We start from the raw sequence: 14,920 nt of genomic DNA on the forward strand, positions 1-14,920 counted from the left end.
GCTCCCCCGGAGGGGAGCGGGCCTCGATCGTTGGCTAGCTAGTGCCTAGCAGCAGAGCTGGTTCAGCTCTGGCCGCCGGCCAGCTTCTCGCGCAGGGCAGCCAGGGCCTCGTCCGACGCCAGGGCGCCGGAGTTGTCGTCCGACTCCGAGGAGTACGAACCACCGGAGACACCCGCCGGGGCACCGGCCGGAGCGGCGGCGCCACCCTCGGCAGCGGCGGCCTCGTCGGCCTCGCGGGACTTGATGACCTGAGCCTGGTGCTGCTCGAAGCGCTGCTGCGCCTCGGCGTACTGGGTCTCCCAGGCCTCGCGCTGGGTCTCGTAGCCCTCGAGCCAGTCGTTGGTCTCGGGGTCGAAGCCCTCGGGGTAGATGTAGTTGCCCTGGTCGTCGTAGGACGCGGCCATGCCGTACAGGGTCGGGTCGAACTCGACCGACGCCGGGTCGGCACCGAAGGACTCGTTGGCCTGCTTCAGGGACAGCGAGATCCGGCGACGCTCGAGGTCGATGTCGATGACCTTGACGAAGATCTCGTCGTTGACCTGGACGACCTGCTCCGGGATCTCCACGTGGCGCTCGGCCAGCTCGGAGATGTGGACCAGACCCTCGATGCCCTCGTCCACGCGGACGAACGCACCGAACGGAACCAGCTTCGTGACCTTACCCGGGACGACCTGGCCGATCTGGTGGGTCCGGGCGAACTGCTGCCACGGGTCCTCCTGGGTCGCCTTCAGCGACAGGGAGACGCGCTCGCGGTCCATGTCCACGTCGAGAACCTCGACGGTGACCTCCTGGCCGACCTCGACAACCTCGGACGGGTGGTCGATGTGCTTCCAGGACAGCTCGGAGACGTGCACGAGACCGTCGACGCCACCCAGGTCCACGAAGGCACCGAAGTTGACGATCGAGGACACGACGCCGGAGCGGACCTGACCCTTCTGGAGGGTCGTGAGGAAGGTCTGGCGGACCTCGGACTGGGTCTGCTCCAGCCAGGCACGGCGGGACAGGACCACGTTGTTGCGGTTCTTGTCCAGCTCGATGATCTTCGCCTCGAGCTCCTTGCCCACGTAGGGCTGGAGGTCGCGGACGCGGCGCATCTCGACCAGGGAGGCCGGGAGGAAGCCGCGGAGGCCGATGTCGAGGATGAGACCACCCTTGACGACCTCGATGACGGTACCGGTGACGATGCCGTCCTCTTCCTTGATCTTCTCGATGGTGCCCCAGGCGCGCTCGTACTGGGCACGCTTCTTCGAGAGGATCAGGCGGCCTTCCTTGTCCTCCTTCTGAAGGACCAGGGCCTCGATCTCGTCGCCGACCTTGACGACCTCGTTCGGGTCGACGTCGTGCTTGATCGAGAGCTCGCGGCTCGGGATGACACCTTCGGTCTTGTAACCGATGTCGAGCAGGACCTCGTCCCGGTCGACCTTCACGATGACGCCGTCGACGATGTCGCCGTCGTTGAAGTACTTGATCGTCTCGTCGATCGCGGCGAGGAAGGCTTCCTCGTTACCGATGTCGTTGACCGCAACCTGCGGGGTGGTGGCGGTGGTCTCGGTGCTGCTCGTCATGTGGGAAAGGGCTCCGGTTACGGACAGAAAGTCGTAGGTACTGCTACGCCGAGAGCCCGTATCGCACCGAAGAAGCCGGACAGCCAATGAAGCGCTTTCCCAAGCGGGCGGGCGCCTCGAGAACCGAGGGGACATACAACCGTGCGAGCGCGGCCTGCTCCGTCTGAGGCGCGCAGGCCCGCAGCGCAACCTTTAGCATACGGGGGCAGCCGGACAGGGTCAATGCGCGAAGCGCGCAGGCGGGGCAGAACGCCATATACCCGGCACAACTCAAGTCTCCCCAGGCCATCCTGGCCGGGGCCGCGCAGCGACGCTGTGCGCAAACTACATCGACGGGCGAGATGAACCAAGAGTACGAACAGGAAGACGGGCCCGGGGACGAGGCGGCCGCGACCCGGCGTGACGCGGGTGACGCGGAGAGCAGCCGGGCGAGCCGCGGCTGGTGGGACAGGAACGCCGACGAGTACCAGAACGAGCACGGGGCGTTCCTCGGGGACGACCGTTTCGTCTGGGGTCCGGAGGGTCTCGACGAGGCCGAGGCGGGACTGCTCGGACCGGCCGGTTCGCTGAAGGGGCTCGACGTCCTGGAGATCGGCGCGGGGGCGGCGCAGTGCTCGCGCTGGCTGGCGGCGCAGGGGGCGCGGCCGGTGGCGCTCGACCTCTCGCACCGGCAGCTCCAGCACGCGCTGCGGATCGGCGAGGACGTGCCGCTGGTGGAGGCGGACGCCGGGGTGCTGCCGTTCCGGGACGGCGCCTTCGATCTGGCCTGTTCGGCGTACGGCGCGGTGCCGTTCGTGGCGGACCCGGTGAAGGTGTTCCGCGAGGTGCGCCGGGTACTGCGGCCGGGCGGCCGGTGGGTCTTCTCGGTGACGCATCCGATCCGCTGGGCCTTCCCCGACGAGCCGGGGCCCGAAGGACTGTCGGTCGCGGCCTCCTATTTCGACCGCACCCCCTATGTCGAGCAGGACGAGCACGGGCGGGCCGTCTATGTGGAGCACCACCGGACGATCGGCGACCGGGTACGGGACGTGGTGGCCGGCGGCTTCCGGCTGGTGGATCTCGTCGAGCCGGAGTGGCCCGGGTGGAACAGCCAGGAGTGGGGCGGCTGGTCTCCGCTGCGGGGGAACCTGATCCCGGGGACGGCGATCTTCGTGTGCGAGAAGGACTGACGGGCGGGAACGCCCCGCTCCCCGTGAGCCCCACGCACCTCACTTGTCATATGAGAGGACGGGGCCTGTGGACAGCCCGGCCCGCCGTCGGCGAGGACGTACGAGACTGAGTGCGTGATCCGACACGACGCACTCGACCGACTCCCCGTCCGCCATGCCGTCCCCGAGCTGCTGACCGCTCTCGAGGAGCGCGGCACGGCGGTGCTGTACGCGCCTCCCGGCACCGGCAAGACCACGCTGGTGCCGCTGGCGCTCGCGGGCCTTATAGGGGACGGACCGCGGCGGCGGGTGCTGGTCGCCGAGCCGCGCCGGATGGCGGTGCGGGCGGCGGCGCGGCGAATGGCGTGGCTGCTAGGCCAGGAGGTCGGCGAGGCCGTCGGCTTCTCGGTCCGCGGCGAGCGCCGGAGCGGCCCCGCGACGCGCGTCGAGGTGGTGACGACGGGTGTCCTCCTCCAGCGGCTCCAGCGTGATCCGGAGCTGGCGGGCGTGGACGTGGTGCTGCTCGACGAGTGCCACGAGCGCCATCTGGACGCGGACACGGCGATGGCGTTCCTGGTGGACGTGCGCGCCACGCTCCGGCCCGAACTGAAGCTGATCGCCGCCTCGGCCACCAGCGACGCCGAGGCGTGGTCGCAGCTCCTGACGGTCCTGGACGGCACCGGTCCGGCGCCGATCGTGTGGGGGAAGGGCGAGGGACACGGGTATCTCGTCCGGTTCGCCGCACCGCCCGCCGGCGTCCGGCCCTCCCACGGCACGTGGGTGGATCCCGCCCTCCTGCGCCATGTGGCGGCGACGGTCCGGCTGGCCTGCGAGCAGCACGAGGGCGATGTGCTCTGCTTCCTCCCCGGCACGGGAGAGATCGCCCGGACGGCGGGGATGCTGGCGGACCTCGACGCCGAGGTGCTCCAGCTGCACGGCCGGGCCCCGGCGGCGGTGCAGGACGCGGTGCTCCGCGGGACGGAGCCCGGCGGACGCCGGCGGGTGATCCTCGCGACCTCGGTGGCGGAGTCGAGCCTGACCGTGCCGGGGGTGCGGGTCGTCGTGGACTCGGGCCTGGCCCGGGAGCCGCGGATGGACCACGCCCGGGGTCTCGGGTCGCTCGCCACGGTGCCGGTCTCGATCGCGGGAGCGACGCAGCGCTCGGGACGCTCCGGCCGGGAGGCGTTCGGCGTCGTGTACCGCTGCTGGGCGGAGGCGGACGACGGGCGCCGGTCCCGTTTCCCCTCCCCCGAGATCGAGATCGCGGATCTGTCCTCGTTCGCCCTGCGCACGGCCTGTTGGGGTGACCCCTCGGCGGCCGGACTCGCCCTTCTGGACACACCGCCGGCCGGGGCGATGGCGGCCGCCCGTTCCGTGCTGACGGCGATCGGCGCGGTGGACGACGAGGGACGGGCGACGCAGCGGGGTGTACGGATGTCCCGGCTCGGGGTGCACCCCCGGCTGGCCCGGGCCCTCCTGGACAGCGCGCCCGAGGTCGGCGCGCGGCGGGCGGCGGAGGTGGTCGCGCTGCTCAGCGAGGAGCCGCCCCGGGAGTACGGCGACGACCTCTCGGCTGCCTGGCGCGCGGCGCGGCGGGGCGCCGACGGCTACGGGGCGCGCTGGAAGGCGGAGGCCCGGCGTCTGGAGCGGTCGGCCGCGGAGGCGGGTCCGCCGGGTCTCGCTGGGGCCGCGGAGGCGGGGCCGGGGCTCGCCGGGGCCACGGAAGCGCGGCCAGGTCTCTCCGGGGCCGGCGGCGGTGTTTCGGCGGGCGGCGGGGAGGACGTCGTGGCCGGACTGGTGACGGCGTACGCGTTTCCCGAGCGGGTGGCCAGGGCGCGGGAGGGCAGCGGGTTCCTGATGGTGTCGGGGACGGGTGCCGAGCTCGCCGACGGGTCGGGGCTCGGCAGCGCGCCGTGGCTGGCCGTCGCGGTGGCGGACCGGACCGCGCGGAGCGCCACCGCCCGGGTGCGGCTGGCGGCCGTGGTGGACGAGGACGTGGCGCGCGCGGCCGCCGGACACCTGCTCTCCTCCGCGGAAGAGGTCCACTGGGAGGACGGGGACGTGGTCGCCCGGTCGGTGGCCCGGCTGGGTGCGGTCGAGCTGTCCGCCCGTCCGCTCAGGGAAGGCGCCGACCCTGGGCTCGTACGGGCGGCGCTCCTGGACGGGCTGAGGCGCGAGGGGCTCGGGCTGCTCCGGTGGAGCCGGGAGTCGGAGGAGCTGCGGCAGCGCCTCGGTTTTCTCCACCGGGTCGTGGGCGCCCCCTGGCCGGAGATGTCCGAGGAGACCCTGCTGGACCGGGCGGGCGAGTGGCTGGAGCCCGAGCTGTCGCGGGCCCGGCGGCGGGCCGACCTCGGCCGGATCGACGCGGGGCAGGCGCTGGGGCGGCTGCTGCCCTGGGCGACGGGCGAGGCGGGCCGGCTCGACGAACTCGCGCCCGAGCGGATCGAGGTCCCCAGCGGCTCGCGGATACGGGTGGACTACGGCGGGGAGCAGCCGGTCCTCGCGGTGAAGCTGCAGGAGATGTTCGGCCTCGCCGAGACGCCGAGGGTGGCCGCCGGGACGCCGGTCGTGGTCCATCTCCTCTCCCCCGCCGGCCGGCCGGCGGCCGTCACCGCCGACCTGGCCTCGTTCTGGCGGGACGGCTACCGCGCCGTGCGGGCGGAGCTGCGGGGGCGGTATCCGAGACATCCGTGGCCGGAGGACCCGGCGGGGGCGGAGCCGACGCGGCACACCAGCGCGCGGCTCAGGAGGGAGCGGTAGCGGGGGCGTCCGGGCCCGGGCGCCGGCCCTTGGCCTCCAGCCAGAGGGCGAGGCCGAGCAGGAGAAGGGACAGGGTGACGAAGGTCCACGGCAGATAGGAGGTGACAAGGAGGACGACGGTCCGGTTGGTCCTGACCAGCTCGACGGTGCTGCGGATGTAGTCCTCGCGCATCTTCACGTGGCCGGAGAAGGCGGTGACCTTCCAGTCGGACTTCTCGTTGCGGAGCTCCTCCTTGTGGATCTCCTCGCCGTTGACGGGGGCGCCGGTGACGGGGTCGACCCAGAACATCCGCTTGGTCGTGTACCAGATGGTCATGCCCGACTGGCTGATCATCTCCGGGGTGATGCCCTTGACCGGCATGGTCTTGGGCATGGGGACCTTGGTCCAGGGGATGGTCTGCTCGAAGTAGTAGACCTCCATGCCGCGGAAGGTGCGGGTGCCCTTGTAGTGGATGGGGGCCGTGGTGCGGGAGCGGGCGTCGAAGTACTGGTAGTCCCGCTTCTCGGTGAGGAAGGGCCACTTGAACTCGATGCCCTCGCGCCGGACGGCGTCGCCGTCGACCGTCGCCCCGGTGACGTTGACCGGGTCCTGGGTGTGGGCGTCGAAGACGTAGCGCTCGGGGATCTGGGAGACCATCTTGCCGTCGGGGCCGGTGATGTAGGTGAGCGCGTCCCAGACGACGACATCGCGGCCGGCGTTCCGCTCGACCCGCTTCGACTCCTCCACGTTGCCCTTGAGGGTCTGGATGATCGTGAGTTTCTCGACCTCCTTGGCGGTGAGGGTCGAGTAGTCGACGAGGGTGGCGGGCTTCGCCTCCAGGACGATCTCCTGGTACTGGTTCGGCGGGATCTTCGCCACGCGGGGGAAGACGTACCAGCGGAGCGTGGGAGCCATCGCGGCGAAGAACACGGCGAAGGAGAGCAGGACGAGGCTGGCGCGGCGGCGCATGGGCGTGGCTCCTCCTACTTCTTGGGACCGGGGTCGGCGGTGAGGAGGGGTCTGGGCGAGGTGGGCCCGTCGGGCGGCAGGTCGACCACGGAGACGAGGAGGACGACGAGGAGGACTGGGACCAGCCCGATGGCGGCGGCTACGAGGGCGCGCAAGGTCGGCCTCCCGGTGCTCGATCTGATGCGGCGTCAGGGCTGGGGCACCGTAGCAACGCGACCGCGAGATGAGAACACGTTGCACTCAGAACACAGAGCGCCGCCCCCACGTCCGGGAGGACGAGAGGGCGGCGGACCGGCGACGCGCGCCGCTCGGGGCGCGGCTCGGGAGTCGCTCAGGGGGTCGGCGTGGCCTCGGGCGAGCCGGTCGACGAGGACGTCGGGGTCGGCTCGGGCGTCGGCTCGGGGGCCGGGGCGGTGACCTTGAGCTCGATGGTCACGGTGCCTCCGCCGGGCGCGGTCAGCCGGAGCAGGAAGGTGCCTGCCTGGTCGTCCGCGTAGATGTCGGGGAGGGTGAGCAGTCCGTTGGCGTCCGTCTTCACCGAGAGGGTCCGCAGCGGCTTGCCCTCGGCGTCCTTGAAGTACGGGCCCTTGGTGTTCGTCTGCGGGTCGTCCGCCGAGGTGATCAGCGTGGCGGTCAGGCCGACCGAGGAGGCGGCGGCGCCGCCGAGGGTCGCCTTCACCATGACGCGGTCGGCGAACCGGCCGCCGGCCGTGGTCGTCAGTTCCTTGTCGTCCTCGCGGACCAGCTTGTCGGCCTGCCGCTCGGTGACGGTCGCGGTGAACGCGACGGGTGCCAGGTTCCGGCCGACGACCGTGGCCCGCACCGTGAAGGTGCCCGTCTGCTCGCCGGCCCGGACGGGCGGGGCGACCGCACGGCCCGTGGAGCCGGTGACGACCCGCACGCTCTTGGCCACACCGCCGAAGTGGGCGTCGGTGGCGCCGACGATCTCGAAACGGACGCTCAGTCCGGCGACCGGCTTGCCCGCAGCGTCCAGCGCCTCGACGGCCGGCCGCGGGGCGAAGGCCTGCCCCGCGGTGCCCGTCAGCGTGCCCGTGCCGGCGTCCTTGATCCGTACGACCTTGGCGACCGGCGACGGCGTGACCACGGGCGGCGTGGTCGACGGAGGGGTGGTGGGCTCGGACGGGCTCGGCGTCGGCTTGGCCGGGGAGGGCGACGGCGAGGGGGTGGTGGGCGGGGTCGGCGTGGGCTGGGGAGAGACGCCGGGGCCCGGGACGTCGCTGCGGTCGACGGGCAGGACGCCCGCGCCGTCCGGGACCTGGTGGGTGCCGCGCTTGTAGTACTCGAACCAGGAGAGCACGGTGCGCAGGTACTCGGTCGAGCGGTTGTAGCTGAGGATCGCCCGGTCCAGGTCGGCCTTGACCGCGAGATCGCGGTTGTTGGCGCACAGATAGAGGCCGGCGGCCTGCGCGGCGTCGTAGATGTTGTTGGGGTCCTTGCGGCCGTCGCCGTTGGCGTCCTGACCCCACGTCGCCCAGGTGGAGGGGATGAACTGCATCGGGCCGACCGCGCGGTCGTGCGTCGTGTCGCCGTCGAAGGCGCCGTTGTCGGTGTCCGAGATGTTCGCGAAGCCGACACCGTTGAGCTTCGGGCCGAGGATCGGCGAGAGGGTGGTGCCGTTGGCGTCGACGCGGCCGCCGCGCGCCTGTCCGGACTCGACCTTGCCGATGCCGGCGAGCAGCTGCCACGGAAGGTGGCAGGCGGGGTCGCTGGAGCGTATGGACTGCTCCGCCCGCTTGTAGGCGGCGAGGACGGATGCGGGTATGCCGGCCTCGGCGGGGCCGGTGACGATGGGCAGGTCTATGGAAGTGCCGGGCTTGTTCGGCGTGTTCAGCGGCGGCAGGTCGGTGTAGTACGGCGAGTCGCCGGTCGCCGAACCGTCCGGCGGCGACGTCGCGTCACCCGCGCCGACCGGCCGGTCGCCGCCCGCGCTGTCGGACGGCGGCGGAATCACACCGGGCGCCTGCGAGGCGGCCAGCGCCGCCACCGCCGCGGCCACGACGGCACCGCTGGTGGCTCCCCTGCGCAGCCGGCGGCCGAATTGCGCTGCCATACGTCTGGTCCTCCCCCTCGACTGCACCCCGCGCTCCCCGCGCGAGGCCTCAGGAGACCCTATGACACCGACGGGCCTCGGAACACCGCGCCTTGACCGTGTTTCACGCTTTCGTCACCTCTTGGCCGCCCACGGCCCGGAAGGCGATCACTCCCGCATACTGGGTTGATCGCCGGCGCCGTGAAGTCCCGGGGCCGGTGCGGATCCATGAGGGGGATGTTCGATGCCGTTCACGCTCAGTCATGCCGCCGCGGTGCTGCCGGGCATCCGCCGCGACGGCACCGGACGCGGGCCGCTCATCGCCTCCGCGCTCGTGGCGGGGTCGTTCGCGCCCGACATGACCTATTTCGCGGCCACGGCGATCCCCGGCGCGATGCTCTTCGGGAACGTCACCCACTCCGGACTCGGCGTCGTGACGGTCGATCTGCTGATCGCCGCGGCCCTGGTGACGCTCTGGCTGATGGTGCGTGAGCCGCTGGTGGCGCTGCTGCCGGCCCGGTGGCGGAGCCGGGTGTACGGGTTCGTCCGGGGGAGTTCGTGGGAGGGCCGCGCGCCCCTGCCGCTGGCCGGATGGTTCTGTGTCTCCGCGGCGATCGGGGCCTCGACCCATGTCGTGTGGGACTCCTTCACCCACCTCGACCGCTGGGGCACGCGCGCGATCCCGTTCCTCGACGCGATCGTCGCCGGCTTCCCCGTCTATCTGTACCTCCAGTACGGGGGTTCGGCGCTGGCGCTCGCGCTGCTGGGGTGGTTCACCGTACGGGCGCTGCGCGCCGCCGCCGGAGGGGCGACCCCGCCGGCCGGGGTTCCGGTCCTGAGCCGCCGGGGACGGTGGCTGGCCGGTGGCCTGATCGGCGCCTGCGTCCTCGCCGGGATCGTGCACCGGTGTCTGCGCTGGTACGCGTACTGGGGCCGGATCGAGACGCCCCTCGACATCGTCCCGACGGCCTGCTTCGGCGGCGGCGCGGGGCTCGCCGTGGGCCTGGTGCTGTACGGGGCGGGGATGCGGCTGCGCGGTACGCGGCCGGTCCCGGGCGCGCCCCGCGAGCGTGAGCGGTCCGGGGACAACGAGCCGGCCGGCTCCCGACCGGGATCTCGCTGACCGCGCCGCCGGGCTACCGCGGACCGGTCCACCCGGACCCGCGGCCTTCGTCGGGCTGACCGGTCCACCCGGACAGCCGGACTCCTCAGGCGGCCCAGTGCACCCGGCCGGTGCGGCCGCCGCCCGGCGGACGAGGTGCACCCGGCGCGGGCGGCTTGCGCCCGCGCCGGGGTCCGTCAGTGGGCCGCGGACTCCCAGTCCGGGCCCACGCCGACCGAGACGTCGAGCGGGGCGCGGAGGGAGACCGCCGCGGCCATCTGCTCGCGGACGAGGGCCTCGACCCGCTCCCGCTCGCCCGGGGCGACCTCCAGGACGATTTCGTCGTGGACCTGGAGCAGCATGCGGGTGGTGAGCCCGGCCTCGGTCAGCGCCCGGTCGACGTTCAGCATCGCGACCTTCACGATGTCCGCCGCCGTGCCCTGGATCGGCGCGTTCAGCGCCATGCGCTCGGCGGCCTCGCGGCGCTGGCGGTTGTCGCTGTTCAGGTCCGGGAGGTAGCGGCGGCGGCCGAGCATCGTCTCGGTGTAACCCGTGGCACGGGCCTCCTCGACGACCCGGTGCAGATAGTCCCGCACCCCGCCGAAGCGCTCGAAGTAGGTGTCCATCAGGGCGCGGGCCTCGCCCGGCTCGATGTTCAGCTGCTGGGAGAGGCCGAAGGCGGAGAGGCCGTACGCCAGACCGTAGGACATGGCCTTGATCTTGCGCCGCATCTCCGCGTCGACGGCGGACCGCTCGACGCCGAAGACCTGGGAGGCGACTGTGGTGTGCAGGTCCTCGCCGGAGGTGAAGGCCTCGATGAGGCCCTCGTCCTCGGAGAGATGGGCCATGACCCGCAGCTCGATCTGGCTGTAGTCCGCGGTCATCAGGGCCTCGAAGCCCTCGCCGACGACGAAGCCGTGCCGGATCGCCCGGCCCTCGTCCGTGCGCACCGGCACGTTCTGCAGGTTCGGGTCGGTGGAGGAGAGCCGGCCCGTCGCGGCCACCGTCTGACTGAAGGTGGTGTGGATCCGGCCGTCCGCCGCGATCGTCTTGATCAGACCCTCGACCGTGGAGCGCAGCCGGGCCTGCTCACGGTGGCGGAGCATGATCACCGGCAGCTCGTGCTCGGTCTGCGCGGCCAGCCAGGCCAGCGCGTCGGCGTCCGTGGTGTAGCCGGTCTTGGTCTTCTTCGTCTTCGGCAGGTTCAGCTCGCCGAAGAACACCTCCTGGAGCTGCTTGGGCGAGCCGAGGTTGAACTCGTGCCCCACCGAGGCGTGCGCCTCCTTCACCGCCTGCTGCACCGCTCCGGCGAACTGCTGCTCCATGGCCTCCAGATGGGCCCGGTCGGCGGCGATGCCGTGCCGCTCCATCCGGGCGAGGAGCAGCGACGTCGGCAGCTCCACGTCGTGCAGCAGCTCGGTCGCGCCCACCTCGCCGAGCTTGTCGCCGAACGCCTCTCCGAGGTCGAGCACGGCGCGGGCCTGAGCCATCAGCGCGTCCGCCTCGGCGTGCTCGTCGGTGCCGAAGGCCAGCTGTCCGTCCGCGGCGGCCGGGGCGAGCTCACGGTGCAGGTACTCGACGGAGAGCGCGTCCAGGGCGAAGGAGCGGCGGCCGGGCTTGACCAGGTACGCGGCGAGGGCGGTGTCCATCGTGACGCCGTCGAGCCGCCAGCCGTGCTCGGGGAAGACCCGCAGGGCCTCCTTGGCGTTGTGCATCACCTTCGGCCTGGCCGGATCGGCGAGCCACTCCGTGAAGGCCCGCTCGTCCTGCTCGTCGAGCCGGGTGGTGTCGAACCAGGCCGCCTTGCCGTCGGCCGCCGCGAGGGCGACCTCGCTGACGTTGCCCGCGCCCAGGGCCCAGGCGGTGACGGTGGCGACACCGAGCGGCTGACCGCCGTGCTCCTCCAGCCAGGGGGCCAGCTCGCCGGTCCCCAGGGCGGTGCCGTCCAGCTCGACGCCCGCGTCGGGGGCCGGGGCCTGCTCCTCCTCGGCACCGGGGTCGACCGCGAGCAGACGCTCGCGCAGGCTCGGGTTGCGGATCTCCAGGACCTCCAGGAAGCCCTTGAGCGCCGTCCGGTCGTAGGGCGCGCGCTCGAGCTCCGCGACGCTGCGGGGCAGCTCGACGTCCCGGACCAGCTCGGTCAGGTGGCGGTTGAGCTTGACCGACTCCAGGTGGTCGCGCAGGGCCTGTCCGACCTTGCCCTTGACCTCGTCGGCGCGCTCGACCAGCTCCGCGAAGGAACCGAACTGGTTGATCCACTTCGTCGCGGTCTTCTCGCCGACACCGGGGATGCCCGGCAGGTTGTCGGACGGGTCGCCGCGCAGGGCTGCGAAGTCCGGGTACTGCGAGGGCGTGAGCCCGTACTTCTCCTGGACCTTCTCCGGCGTGAAGCGGGTCAGCTCGGAGACGCCCTTGGTGGGGTAGAGGACGGTCACGTGGTCGGTGACCAGCTGGAAGGAGTCACGGTCGCCGGTGACGATCAGAACGTCGAAGCCGGCCGCCTCGGCCTGGGTGGCGAGCGTCGCGATGACGTCGTCGGCCTCGAAGCCGTCCACCGCGAACCGGTCCGCGTTCATGGTGTCCAGCAGCTCGCCGATCAGCTCGACCTGCCCCTTGAACTCGTCCGGGGTCTTGGAGCGGTTCGCCTTGTACTCGGGGAAGTCCGCCGAGCGCCACGTCTTGCGGGACACGTCGAACGCGACGGCGAAGTGCGTGGGCGCCTCGTCGCGCAGCGTGTTCGCGAGCATCGACGCGAAGCCGTAGATCGCGTTCGTCGTCTGTCCGCTCGCGGTCGTGAAGTTCTCCGCGGGCAGCGCGAAGAACGCCCGGTACGCGAGGGAGTGCCCGTCCATGAGGAGCAGGCGGGGACGGGGGTCTTCGGTCTTCTTCGATGCTGTCTCGGCCACGTGGACGATCCTGCCACGGACCACCGACAATCCCGTCCACACCCGGTCCGGGCACCGCGCTGTCAGAGCTCCGTGACAGGATCGGAGACGTACGACACAGACGACCGCTCAAGGGAGAGCGTGATGGTCAGCAAGCCCCCCGCCGGCGACCCGGTCCAGGACGCGCCGCAGGTCGCGCCGCCGCAGCACGCCGCCGCCGGCCTGTCCGCCGTCGCGCACACCCTCCGGATCGCCCAGGCGCAGATGGGGGTGGCACGCACCGCCCGGACCCTGCTGAAGGTCAACCAGAAGGACGGCTTCGACTGTCCCGGCTGCGCCTGGCCCGAGGGCGACAAGCGGCATGTGGCGGAGTTCTGCGAGAACGGGGCGAAGGCGGTCGCCGAGGAGGCGACGCTGCGCCGCGTGACCCCCGAGTTCTTCGCCGCGCACCCCGTGGCGGAGCTGGCGAACCGCAGCGGGTACTGGCTGGGCCAGCAGGGCCGCATCACGCAGCCCATGTATCTGCCGGAGGGCGCCGAGCGGTACGAGCCGGTGACCTGGGAGCGGGCGTTCGCGATCATCGCCGAGGAGCTGACCGCCCTCTCCTCCCCCGACGAGGCGCTCTTCTACACCTCGGGGCGGACCAGCAACGAGGCCGCGTTCCTGCTCCAGCTCTTCGCCCGCGAATTCGGTACGAACAACCTGCCCGACTGCTCCAACATGTGCCACGAGTCCTCCGGCTCGGCGCTCAACGAGACCATCGGGATCGGCAAGGGCAGCGTCTCCCTGGAAGACCTCCACCAGGCCGACCTGATCGTCGTCGCCGGACAGAACCCGGGCACGAACCACCCCCGGATGCTCTCCGCCCTGGAGAAGGCCAAGGCGGCGGGCGCGAAGATCATCTCGGTGAATCCGCTGCCCGAGGCCGGTCTGGAGAAGTTCAAGAACCCGCAGACCGCGACCGGCATGCTCCGGGGCGCCGCCCTCAACGACCTCTTCCTGCAGATCCGTATCGGCGGTGACCAGGCCCTCTTCCGGCTTCTCAACAAGCTGGTCCTGGAGACGGACGGCGCGGTCGACACCGTGTTCGTGCGGGAGCACACGCACGGGTACGAGGAGTTCGCCGCGGCCGCCCGCGCCGCGGACTGGGACGAGACGCTGGCCGCGACCGGCCTGAGCCGGACCGAGATCGAGCGCGCCCTGGAGATGGTCCTCGCCTCGAAGCGCACCATCGTCTGCTGGGCGATGGGCCTCACCCAGCACAAGCACTCCGTTCCGACCATCCGCGAGGTCGTCAACTTCCTCCTGCTGCGGGGCAACATCGGCCGCCCGGGCGCCGGCGTGTGCCCGGTCCGCGGCCACTCCAACGTGCAGGGCGACCGCACGATGGGCATCTTCGAGCGGCCCGCGCCGGCCTTCCTGGACGCCCTGGACAAGGAGTTCGGGATCGTCTCCCCGCGCCACCACGGCTTCGACGTGGTCCGCTCGATCCAGGCGCTCCGCGACGGCCAGGCGAAGGTCTTCTTCGCCATGGGCGGCAACTTCGTCGGAGCCACCCCCGACACGGAGGTCACCGAGGCGGCGATGCGCCGCGCCCGGCTGACCGTCCACGTCTCGACCAAGCTGAACCGCTCGCACGTGGTCACCGGCACGCGCGCGCTGATCCTCCCCACACTCGGCCGTACCGACAAGGACGTCCGGGCGAGCGCTTCCGGGGGAAAGGGCACGGTGCGGTTCGTGACCGTCGAGGACTCGATGGGCCTGGTGCACACCTCACGCGGCAACCTGCCGCCCGCGAGCCCGCACCTGCTCTCCGAGCCGGCGATCGTGGCCCGCATGGCCCGGGCCGTCCTCGGCGCCGGGTCGGCCACGCCCTGGGAGGAGTTCGAGGAGGACTACGCCACGATCCGCGACCGGATCGCGCGCGTGGTGCCCGGGTTCGAGGACTTCAACGCCCGTCTCGCCGCCGACCCCGGCGGCTTCGCGCTCCCGCACGCCCCGCGCGACGAGCGCCGCTTCCCCACGGCCACCGGCAAGGCCAACTTCACCGCCGCCCCCGTCGAGTACCCGAAGGTGCCGGAGGGCCGGCTGCTCCTCCAGACCCTGCGGTCGCACGACCAGTACAACACCACGATCTACGGCCTCGACGACCGCTACCGCGGCATCAAGGGCGGCCGCCGGGTCGTCCTGGTCCACCCCGAGGACGCGGCGGCCCTGGGCCTCGCGGACGGGGCGTACACCGACCTGGTCAGCGAGTGGACGGACGGCAGCGAGCGGCGCGCGCCCGGATTCCGGGTCGTGCACTACCCGACGGCCCGCGGCTGCGCGGCCGCGTACTACCCGGAGACGAACGTCCTGGTGCCGCTGGAGTCCACGGCGGACATCAGCAACACCCCCGCGAGCAAGTCCGTGATCGTACGACTGGTCCCGTCGGCCGCCGCGACGGGCTGACCATGGTGCC

Annotated in this window: 9 protein-coding genes; 4 read left to right on the forward strand and 5 right to left on the reverse strand. The window is 72.1% G+C overall.

The genetic code is table 11. The features are described from left to right. Positions 1–62: 62 nt before the first annotated feature. A complete protein-coding gene (rpsA, locus tag M5362_RS18465; protein WP_019885395.1) occupies positions 63–1,565 on the reverse strand; it encodes a 30S ribosomal protein S1 in 1,503 nt (500 codons plus the stop codon). A gap of 341 nt (positions 1,566–1,906) precedes the next feature. Between rpsA and M5362_RS18470 the strand changes: the two genes are divergently transcribed. Both M5362_RS18470 and hrpB read left to right on the forward strand, forming a co-directional pair. Further along, positions 1,907–2,734 (forward strand): class I SAM-dependent methyltransferase, encoded by an 828-nt coding sequence (locus M5362_RS18470; RefSeq protein ID WP_260228679.1) that lies wholly within the window; start codon positions 1,907–1,909, stop codon positions 2,732–2,734. Positions 2,735–2,848: 114 nt separating this feature from the next. Beyond that, on the forward strand, positions 2,849–5,473 hold the full coding sequence (gene hrpB / locus M5362_RS18475; RefSeq protein WP_260228680.1) for an ATP-dependent helicase HrpB: 2,625 nt from the start codon (positions 2,849–2,851) through the stop codon (positions 5,471–5,473). Here the strand turns inward: hrpB and M5362_RS18480 are convergent. The 3 genes from M5362_RS18480 to M5362_RS18490 all read right to left on the reverse strand — a co-directional run bounded on the left by M5362_RS18480 (position 5,457) and on the right by M5362_RS18490 (position 8,493). Then, positions 5,457–6,422, reverse strand: a complete 966-nt coding sequence (locus tag M5362_RS18480; RefSeq protein ID WP_260228681.1) for a DUF3068 domain-containing protein — start codon at positions 6,420–6,422, stop codon at positions 5,457–5,459. The two genes, hrpB and M5362_RS18480, sit on opposite strands and share 17 nt — an antisense overlap. Positions 6,423–6,436: 14 nt before the next feature. After that, positions 6,437–6,577, reverse strand: a complete 141-nt coding sequence (locus M5362_RS18485; RefSeq protein ID WP_260228683.1) for an SPW_0924 family protein — start codon at positions 6,575–6,577, stop codon at positions 6,437–6,439. Between the two features lie 176 nt (positions 6,578–6,753). Then, entirely contained in the window at positions 6,754–8,493 is a 1,740-nt protein-coding gene (locus M5362_RS18490; protein ID WP_260228684.1) for a lytic murein transglycosylase, read from the reverse strand. Between the two features lie 223 nt (positions 8,494–8,716). On the opposite strand from M5362_RS18490, the gene M5362_RS18495 reads away from it, so the two are divergent. Beyond that, entirely contained in the window at positions 8,717–9,595 is an 879-nt protein-coding gene (locus M5362_RS18495; protein WP_260228685.1) for a DUF4184 family protein, read from the forward strand. Positions 9,596–9,771: 176 nt separating this feature from the next. Here the strand turns inward: M5362_RS18495 and polA are convergent, their stop codons facing one another. Then, a complete protein-coding gene (gene polA, locus M5362_RS18500; protein WP_260228903.1) occupies positions 9,772–12,426 on the reverse strand; it encodes a DNA polymerase I in 2,655 nt (884 codons plus the stop codon). A gap of 177 nt (positions 12,427–12,603) precedes the next feature. Here polA and M5362_RS18505 point away from each other — a divergent pair, with 177 nt between their 5' ends. Next, a complete protein-coding gene (locus M5362_RS18505) occupies positions 12,604–14,910 on the forward strand; it encodes an FdhF/YdeP family oxidoreductase (RefSeq protein WP_260228686.1) in 2,307 nt (768 codons plus the stop codon). Positions 14,911–14,920 lie beyond the last annotated feature (10 nt).

The organism is Streptomyces sp. Je 1-79 (assembly GCF_025195125.1).
Classification (GTDB): Bacteria; Actinomycetota; Actinomycetes; order Streptomycetales; family Streptomycetaceae; genus Streptomyces.

What these genes read in the sequence shown, in the direction of transcription:
- rpsA (WP_019885395.1), bottom strand. Translation starts at nt 1,565, where the DNA reads ATGACGAGCAGCACCGAGACCACCGCCACCACCCCGCAGGTTGCGGTC.
- M5362_RS18470 (WP_260228679.1), top strand. Translation starts at nt 1,907, where the DNA reads ATGAACCAAGAGTACGAACAGGAAGACGGGCCCGGGGACGAGGCGGCC.
- M5362_RS18480 (WP_260228681.1), bottom strand. Translation starts at nt 6,422, where the DNA reads ATGCGCCGCCGCGCCAGCCTCGTCCTGCTCTCCTTCGCCGTGTTCTTC.
- M5362_RS18490 (WP_260228684.1), bottom strand. Translation starts at nt 8,493, where the DNA reads ATGGCAGCGCAATTCGGCCGCCGGCTGCGCAGGGGAGCCACCAGCGGT.
- M5362_RS18495 (WP_260228685.1), top strand. Translation starts at nt 8,717, where the DNA reads ATGCCGTTCACGCTCAGTCATGCCGCCGCGGTGCTGCCGGGCATCCGC.
- polA (WP_260228903.1), bottom strand. Translation starts at nt 12,426, where the DNA reads ATGGACGGGCACTCCCTCGCGTACCGGGCGTTCTTCGCGCTGCCCGCG.
- M5362_RS18505 (WP_260228686.1), top strand. Translation starts at nt 12,604, where the DNA reads ATGGTCAGCAAGCCCCCCGCCGGCGACCCGGTCCAGGACGCGCCGCAG.